Raw genomic sequence first — 8,820 nt, 5'->3', positions numbered from 1 at the left:
CGGTTTCTTCGGTTTTTTTCTTCAGCAGTTTAGCTTCCTCAAGTGTAAAGGTAATCGGTTTATCAATCACTACATGAAAGCCATGTTCCAGAGCCATCATTGCCGGAGCGAAGTGTGCATGATTGGGAGTAACTATACTTACAAAGTCCATCCGATCACCGGCTGGAAGACGACTCTCCTGAAGGATCATTTCTTCATAATTCGGATAAATCCGGTCTTTCGGTAGAAATAGGGTTCTGCCGCTTTCGATGGCTTTTTCCGGACTGGAACTGAGGGCTCCGCATACAAGCTCTATAAGGCCATCCATATTGGCTGCAATGCGGTGAATAGCCCCGATAAAGGCATCTTTACCGCCGCCAATCATTCCCATTCTTAATTTTCTTTTCATCATTTAAGGCTAAAAATTATTCGTGTCAAACAGATATTAAATATAAAATTTTGTTCTTTTCTGCCGGAAATAAATCCTGAATTAAATTCAGCATTATTTGTTCACTGAGAATTTATAAACAGTACTTGTTTTGTATACTTCTCCTGGGCTCAGAACAGTTGCCGGGAATGCCGGCTGATTTGGCGAGTCGGGGAAATGCTGCGTTTCGAGGCAGAATGCTGTTCTGAATTCATCCTTAGTGCCTCCTTTAAAGGTGTTTTTACCCTGCATAAAATTCCCGCTGTAAAACTGAAGACCGGGTTCCTGAGTAAATACTTCCATGACAATCCCCGATTGGTCAGCTCTTGCAATTGCAGCAGCTTTCATCACTCCGCTTTCAGCCGGATTTAATACATAATTATGATCATAACCTTTTCCGTACTTCAGTTGAATATTATTATCCTCAATTCTGTCGCCTATTTTTTCTGCTTTTCTGAAATCAAAGGGGCTGCCAGCTACAGATTCTATTTTTCCCAATGGGATAAGAGTTGAATCTACTGGTGTATATTGCTCAGCATTGATCTGCAGACTATGATTCAGAATGCTGCCACTGCCTTCACCATTTAAATTGAAGAATGCATGATTGGTCAGATTTACTATTGTTTTCTTGTCGGTTGATGCTTCATAATTAATCATGAGCTCATTATCATCAGACAGGGTATAGATAACTTTCACCTGCAGGTTTCCTGGAAAGCCTTCCTCCATATCTTTTGACAGATAGCTAAACTCCAAAGTTTGACCATTTACTTGCCTGGCATCCCAAACCACATCCTGAAAGCCTTTTTTACCGCCGTGCAGTGCATTCGGACTATTATTGGTAAAAATTGAGTACTCCTGACCATCGAGTTTAAATTTACCTCTCGCGATGCGGTTGCCATATCGTCCGATTGTAGCCCCGAAATAAGGCTCAGTTGATTGCTTATAAGCCTCCACGCTTGCAAAGCCCACTACCACATCAGTTAATTTACCCGATCGGTCAGGTACGCTTAGGCTCACGATCCTTGCACCATAATTTGTAAAAACAGCCTCCGCATTGTTCTTGTTCCTTAAAATGTATAAATCTGTGTTTCTACCATCGATGATCTTTTGAAATGCAGTTTTTGATAGCAGATTTGAAATGGAGGAGCTATCAGTACTTTTTCCGGAATCTTTATTTGTTGTTGAATTGCATGCAATCAATGCAAGCAGACAAAAACACGGCAGAATGAGTTTTCGGCGCAGTATCATATCTGGTTTTTATAAATTTATTCCGGCTTGAAAGTAACAGTTTTAAGGAGTGGCCTTGGTTTTAAGTTTTTAGGGTCAGATACAAATAGTACAAACAAGCTATTTATCCTCATGTCGGCTGGAAGATTAAGCTGAACAAGGGTATTGCTTTGCTGGTCCGGAATTTCTCCATCCGTAAAACTACTTTTTCCGATAAGTGCCCCGTTCTCTGAATTTGCACGGATCTCAATATTGTAAATACCTCCACTGCCTTTCGAAAGATTAGCAAATTCCAAATGCCTGATACCCGACAGATCCATATTGTTCAGTTTGAACCATCCATTGTTCTGCGGATAAATTAGAAAACCAGTATTGGTTGAATCTTTCAAGCCGATTCTGGTTCTTTCAGTAATTTCTCTTGCATTAATAATATTGCTTCTAAGATAAACTGTTGCTGAACCTGTCAGGGGTTTCAGCCCCGATTGTCCCTGATCTGTATAAGAGGCGTAGATGCTAAAAATATTGTTTTCAGAATCCTGAGAAGGAATAATACTGCCCTGAATTGGCAAAGTGGCTTTATTAACCGCCTTATCTTCTAGTGACAAAACCCATTGGGCTATTTTCTTTGCATCATCATCACTCATGGCTGAATGAGCAGGCATTGCTACTTCTCCCCATGTTCCACCACCACCTTTTATGATCTTTGCAGACAGGTAGCTCACTGCATTAGGATCATTCTGGTATTTTGCAGATACCTGGGTGTATGATGGACCGATTGATTTGGTGTTTACCTGATGGCAGGACTGGCAATCTGATTTCAGCATCAAAGCCTGTCCGGCTTGTGCTTCTGTAAATACCTGATGCCCCATTGAAGCACCTGCAAGGTCTGTACCTTTAGTATAATTGTTGGCTACATAAATTGTGTTTTTATTGACCGTAGCACCCTCATCGCTTACAGATACATCATACTCTACTGGTTTTCCTGCAAAATAAAAGCTTTGATTTCCTTTTAACTTAATACTGACTTTTGGCTGGGCATTTCCTGCAGAGATAGTTATCGGACTGCTATTGGTGCTGGCAAAATTTTTGTCGATTGCCAGAACACTGATTGCATATTCTCCCGCTTTAGTAAAGGTATGTTCAATACTTGGCTGAACAGTTGATTTCTTAATCCCACTGCCCAACTCCCATACATAATTCATTTTATCCTTGTCGGGATCACTGGCTTCAACTTTGGCTTGCAATTTAAATGGAAGTACTCCGCTTGTTTTACTTATGATTAATTCCTTAATTTTTGGAGGACGGTTTCCGGCAACGAAATCAATTCTGGAGATAGCTGCATCCGGATTTTTTGAGAACCAGCCTTTACCATATTCCAGAATATAGATGCGTCCATCCGGCCCCAATTCCATATCGATTGGTGAGGAGAAGTTAGTCATTGGCATAAAGGCCTCCATATTATCGTAATCACCATTAGGCTTCATGGTCACCGCCTTTATCCAGCCTCTTATCCAGTCGTAAATAAATAGTTTATTGGCATAATAATCAGGGTAACGTGTTTCCTTAGGGTAAAATTCAGGATGATAGACCGGTCCGGCCATTGCATTTCTACCTCCGGTACCTACCTGAGGAAATTCCTTTGAAGCTGCGTATGGATACCAGATAAATGCAGGCGAAACAGGTGGAAGATATTCAAGACCAGTATTGTTTGGAGAATTATTATAGGGCTTGGCAGGATCAAAAGCTTCACCGGCTGTTCCGTTTGTATAATCATATGCCCGGTAAGGGTAATTATTCCCAACGAAAAATGGCCATCCGAAAAAGCCCGCTTTTCTTGCCTGATTCAATTCATCGTAGCCTCTTGAACCTCTTTCCGGACTATCGGCATTCGCATCAGGGCCTACTTCACCCCAGTAAAGGAATCCCGTTTTCTTATCGATGGAGATTCGGTAAGGGTTTCTGTTTCCCATTACATAAATCTCAGGTCTTGTGCCAGGGGTATTAGGTGGGAATAAATTTCCTTCCGGAATGCTATAGCTGCCATCCTCATTTACCTTTATCCTCATGATTTTTCCTCTGAGGTCATTAGTATTTCCGGATGATCTTCTGGCATCATACTGCTCAAGCCCGGGGCGGTTATCCATTGGTCCATAGCCTTTATTAACAAAAGCCTGCTTGGGAACATCAAAAGGGGTTGCATTATCACCGGCCGAAACATATAGAAGTCCATCAGGGCCAAAGGCGATTGAACCTCCGGTATGGCAGCATATTTCTCTTTGGGAATAGAACTCCAGAATTACTTTTTCTGATGAGTTATCCAGCTTATCATCAACAAATTTAAATCTTGAGAGACGATTAACAGAGGTATCTATCGGGCTGTAGAAAATGTATACATAATTATTGTCTTTAAAAGCCGGGTCAGTTGCAATTCCAAGTACTCCCTCTTCAGCGTTTACACCCGCAACTGCTGTCTTGTGATAGGCATTCAAAAAGCCAACCTGTGAGATACTTTTGCTTTTCTCTTTATAGAGCATGATTTCGCCTCTTCTTTGCACAAGCAGGATATCGAGATTTGGAAGAATTGCCATTTCAGTTGGTTCAAACAGGGTTCCTGTAGTCAGAACTGTTTTTACAAAACGGTTTTCTTCAGGTACCGGAGGTGTTTTGGCTTTTGCATAGTTTAAAGGAATATTATTTCCGATCGCGTATTTTATGCCTCCAAGAAGATGTTTCAGGAAAAGCTGATCTGAATATGCTTCATTGGTATGTCCCATACCTGTGTAAAAGGCTCTTCCGCCGTCAAATTCATGATGCCATGCAATAGGATGATAATCTCCGTTCTCCCCTCCGGTATAACTCTTTTCATCCAGGGAAATCAAAACCTTTACATCAGGATTTAAATTTGTGTAATTATACCATTCATCTTTATGAACCCATTTTTCATCAAGGTGTTTTGTGGACAGGTGCGTGCGGTCGTTCACAATCATTGTAGCATCCTGGATCTTAGGATGACTTTTGAAATATCCACCCGCCAATTTCCCATACCATTCCCAATCATATTCAGTATCAGCTGCTGCATGGATTCCTACATAACTGCCACCGGCCTGAATAAATCTTTCAAAACTGATTTGCTGTGGACTGTTCAAAATATTCCCGGTAGTGCTCAGGAAAATTACTGCTGAATAATTTTTCAGGGAATCATCATTGAAGTAATTTTCATTTTCGGTGGTATCAACAGTAAATCCGTTCTCCTCGCCCAGTTTGATCAGAGCGGTCTTGCCTGCTGCAATCGACTCATGTCGGTATGCTGCAGTTTTACTAAAGACAAGGACTCTGGGTTTAACTGCTTGTTCCCATTTGGTGAAAGCAAACAGGGCAAGTATCAGCAGAGAGAATGGCAACAGTTTGTAAATTCTTTTCATGGTTGTTTTATGTACTGAGGGTGTTATCATCCTGTTAAAAGATCAGGATGGTATTTAATTGAGTATGATTATTAAAAATAAAAATATACATTTATTTTAAACAAACTAAAGATATGTCCCTTATGAATATCTGGAAAGGGATATATATACGCTAATTGGGTTTAGATGGTGTATTTTATACAATTAGAACCGAATTTCAATATTTTAGATTTTATATGAGTCATTTAATCCGCAGGTTATCCTTTTCAATCAGCTCCTTATTTTAATCAATCAAACAAGTTATGAACCTGTTCACCCGCATTAAATTATCGCTCATGATGTTCCTCGAATTTTTTATCTGGGGCTCATGGTTTGTTACACTTGGGACTTTTCTCGGCAGGAATCTGCTTGCTAATGGTTCAGAAACTGCTGCGGTATTTTCCACTCAGTCTTTTGGTGCCATCATAGCTCCTTTTATAATAGGCTTGATCGCCGACAGGTATTTCAATGCCGAAAGAATACTTGGTACTCTTCATCTGATTGGCGCAATTTTAATGTCTCAGATGTATTATGCAAGCGACTTTTCAGGATTTTATCCCTATGTTTTCGGGTATATGATCCTCTTTATGCCTACCCTGGCATTGGTAAATTCAATCTCATTCAACCAGATGAAAAGTGCCGAGAAGGAATTTTCTTCGATTCGGATTTGGGGTACTATTGGCTGGATCGTTGCGGGTCTATGCATTAGCTTCCTGTTTCACTGGGACTCATCAGCAGGAGTATCAGAAGGACTTTTAAGGAATACATTTGCGATGGCAGGGATTTCTTCTTTGATTCTTGGAATTTTCAGTTTCAGCCTGCCAAAAACTCCGCCTACCGTATTTAAAGGGGAAAAGGTAGCTTTATCTTCTTTATTGGGACTTGATGCCCTTAAAATGCTGAATAACAGGAATTTTCTGATTTTCTTTATTTCATCCATATTGATCTGTATTCCGCTGGCATTTTATTATCAGAACGCAAACCTCTTTCTTTCCGAAATCGGAATGGAAAATCCTACCGGAAAAATGACCATCGGGCAGGTGTCAGAGGTATTATTCCTATTGCTCCTGCCTCTTTTCTTTAGCAGATTTGGGTTCAAAGTGACCATTTTGGTTGGGATGATTGCATGGGCAATCAGATATACACTATTTGCTTACGGAAATGCAGACGAACTGACATCCATGCTTATCGTTGGAATAGCATTACATGGTATCTGTTATGACTTCTTCTTTGTTTCCGGGCAGATATATACGAATTCAAAAGCAGGCGATAAATATAAAAGTGCAGCGCAGGGTTTAATTACTTTGGCTACTTATGGTATAGGAATGTTGATTGGCTTCTGGGTTGCCGGAATAGTTAGTGATGCTTATAAACTCTCAGATACTCAACACGACTGGCAAAATATATGGATGATTGCTGCAGGTATAGCGCTGGTTGTTGCTGTGTTGTTCTTTTTTACTTTTAGCCAGAGAAAGGAAAATTCTGAAAGGAGTATGGATAAGATTCCTGATGTAATATGATTGGTTATTTACTGTTCTTGTTTTTAAATAAATGCTAAATATTCAATCATTAAGAGGTAATATTAATCAGTCAGTTTGCCGCTGGTGTTTTGATGAGCTTCCGATTGAAGAACTATGCAAACTTGCCAGGGAAATCGGGCTGGTAGGAATCGACCTGCTGGGGCCTTCAGACTGGCCGGTTCTTGAAAAATACGGACTCAAGTCAACTATGTGTAATGGTGCAGAGATTAGCCTTGAGAAGGGTTGGAATAACAAGGTTTATCATTCAGAATTACTGAATAATTACAGGAAAATGATTCCTCTTGTCGCCAAAGCAGAACATAAGAATTTGATTTGCTTTAGCGGGAACAGAGATGGTCTGGACGATGAAACGGGACTGCAAAATTGTGCTGAGGGTTTGAAGCAGATCATGTCGTTTGCAGAAAAGAATAAGGTTACCATCGTTATGGAGCTACTTAATAGCAAGATTGATCATATTGATTATCAATGTGACAGAACTCTCTGGGGGGTAGAGCTTGTAAAGAGAATTGGTTCAGAAAATTTTAAACTTTTATATGATATTTATCATATGCAAATTGATGAGGGGGATGTGATCAGAACGATAAAGGACAACTATCAGTATATTGCCCATTATCATACTGCCGGAGTGCCCGGTCGTCATGAGATAGATGATTCGCAGGAACTTAATTATCCTGCAATTATGAGGGCAATACTTGATACCGGATTTACAGGCTATGTTGCACAGGAGTTTATCCCATTGAATACTGATAAGGCAGGCTCATTAAAGGATGCTGTCAGGATTTGTGACGTTTAGAATAGAGAATAAAGAATAAGGACCAAAGAGTAAAGACGATTATGTCTTTGTTCCTTATTCTTTGCTCTTTGATCAAAAATGAAAATGAAATAATAAAACAAAATAAAGGATATGGCTGATAATACGTATGATGCAATAGTGATCGGTTCGGGGATCAGTGGTGGCTGGGCTGCCAAGGAGCTTACAGAAAAGGGTCTGAAAACTATCATGCTTGAACGTGGTCGCAACGTTGAGCATGTAAAAGGCTATGAAAATGCGACAAAAGGTCCCTGGGAGTTCCCCCACAGAGGCGGTCGCACCCAGCAGATGATTGAAGATTATCCGGTATTAAAACGAGACTACCCACTCAGCGAAAAGAATTTAAATTTTTGGGCTAGTGACAAGGACAGTCCTTATACCGAAGTAAAGCGTTTCGACTGGTATCGTGGATATCATGTAGGCGGGAGATCTTTGATGTGGGGGCGACAAAGTTATCGCCTTAGCGAAATGGATTTTGAAGCCAATGCAAAAGAAGGTATTGCGGTCGACTGGCCAATCAGGTATAAGGATCTTGAGAAATGGTATAGCCATGTGGAACGATTTGCCGGAATAAGCGGGACCCGGGAAGGTTTAGCTCAGCTTCCGGATGGTGAGTTTCAGCCCGGTATGGAAATGAATGTGGTTGAGAAAGAAGTAGCTGCCCGTATCAAAGCCCATTATAAAGGTGACCGTCACATGGTCATAGGCAGAGCAGCTAACCTTACGAAAGCGCTTCCCGGACGTACAAATTGCCAGTACCGCAGTAAATGTTCTTTGGGATGCCCTTTTGGGGGATATTTCAGTACCCAATCTTCTACATTGCCTGCAGCTGTAGCGACAGGTAATTTAACACTGCGTCCATTTTCAATTGTCACAAAGATCCTTTATGATAAGGACACCAAGAAGGCAAAAGGTGTTGAAGTTCTGGATGCAGAAACAAACAAGACTTACGAATACTTTGCAAAAATAATCTTCCTGAATGCCTCTACTTTAAACTCTACCTGGATTCTGATGAATTCGGCAACAGATATATGGGATGGCGGACTTGGAAGCAGCAGCGGAGAATTGGGCCATAACCTGATGGATCATCATTTCCGCCTTGGGGCATCCGGTAGAATGGAAGGCTTTGAAGATAAATACTATTTTGGACGGAGACCAACCGGAATCTATATCCCGCGTTTCCGTAATATCGGAAATGATAAGCGCGATTATATTCGCGGTTTCGGTTACCAGGGTGGAGCTAGCCGTGAAGGCTGGGGCCGCAATATTGCCGAAATGAATATTGGAGCTGATTTTAAAGATGCTTTATGCGAACCGGGAGCATGGACAATGGGTATCACTGCTTTTGGGGAGACACTTCCTTATCATGAAAATAAAGTCACTCTCGACAAAACC

6 protein-coding genes are annotated in these 8,820 nt (G+C 40.9%); 3 read left to right on the top strand and 3 right to left on the bottom strand.

Annotation, left to right across the window (positions count from 1 at the left end; genetic code table 11):
- The 3 genes from VGE44_RS17615 to VGE44_RS17605 form a co-directional block, all read right to left on the bottom strand.
- A partial coding sequence (locus tag VGE44_RS17615) for a Gfo/Idh/MocA family protein (protein ID WP_331081612.1) occupies positions 1-388 on the bottom strand: 388 nt, incomplete at its 3' end.
- 93 nt (positions 389-481) lie between these two features.
- Positions 482-1,654 carry an aldose epimerase family protein gene (locus tag VGE44_RS17610; protein WP_331081610.1) on the bottom strand — a complete coding sequence of 391 codons (1,173 nt, stop codon included), beginning with the start codon at positions 1,652-1,654 and terminating at the stop codon, positions 482-484.
- 17 nt (positions 1,655-1,671) lie between these two features.
- Positions 1,672-5,055, bottom strand: a complete 3,384-nt coding sequence (locus VGE44_RS17605) for a ThuA domain-containing protein (protein WP_331081608.1) — start codon at positions 5,053-5,055, stop codon at positions 1,672-1,674.
- A 281-nt stretch (positions 5,056-5,336) separates the two neighbouring features.
- Here VGE44_RS17605 and VGE44_RS17600 point away from each other — a divergent pair, with 281 nt between their 5' ends.
- The 3 genes from VGE44_RS17600 to VGE44_RS17590 form a co-directional block, all read left to right on the top strand.
- On the top strand, positions 5,337-6,593 hold the full coding sequence (locus VGE44_RS17600) for a nucleoside permease (RefSeq protein ID WP_331081606.1): 1,257 nt from the start codon (positions 5,337-5,339) through the stop codon (positions 6,591-6,593).
- Between the two features lie 31 nt (positions 6,594-6,624).
- A complete protein-coding gene (locus VGE44_RS17595) occupies positions 6,625-7,407 on the top strand; it encodes a hydroxypyruvate isomerase family protein (RefSeq protein WP_331081604.1) in 783 nt (260 codons plus the stop codon).
- Between the two features lie 111 nt (positions 7,408-7,518).
- Positions 7,519-8,820: GMC family oxidoreductase (locus VGE44_RS17590; RefSeq protein ID WP_331081602.1), on the top strand; the 1,302-nt coding region annotated here is incomplete at its 3' end.

Origin of the sequence: Daejeonella sp., from assembly GCF_036405355.1 — a bacterium.
In the GTDB taxonomy this organism is placed as follows: Bacteria; Bacteroidota; Bacteroidia; order Sphingobacteriales; family Sphingobacteriaceae; genus Daejeonella.
The sequence above is the reverse complement of the archived record's forward strand: the minus strand, read 5'-3'. Positions and strand labels throughout refer to the sequence as shown.

Excerpts from the sequence above, each read along its gene's own strand:
- VGE44_RS17605 (WP_331081608.1), bottom strand. The coding sequence starts at position 5,055 with ATGAAAAGAATTTACAAACTGTTGCCATTCTCTCTGCTGATACTTGCC.
- VGE44_RS17610 (WP_331081610.1), bottom strand. The coding sequence starts at position 1,654 with ATGATACTGCGCCGAAAACTCATTCTGCCGTGTTTTTGTCTGCTTGCA.
- VGE44_RS17600 (WP_331081606.1), top strand. The coding sequence starts at position 5,337 with ATGAACCTGTTCACCCGCATTAAATTATCGCTCATGATGTTCCTCGAA.
- VGE44_RS17595 (WP_331081604.1), top strand. The coding sequence starts at position 6,625 with ATGCTAAATATTCAATCATTAAGAGGTAATATTAATCAGTCAGTTTGC.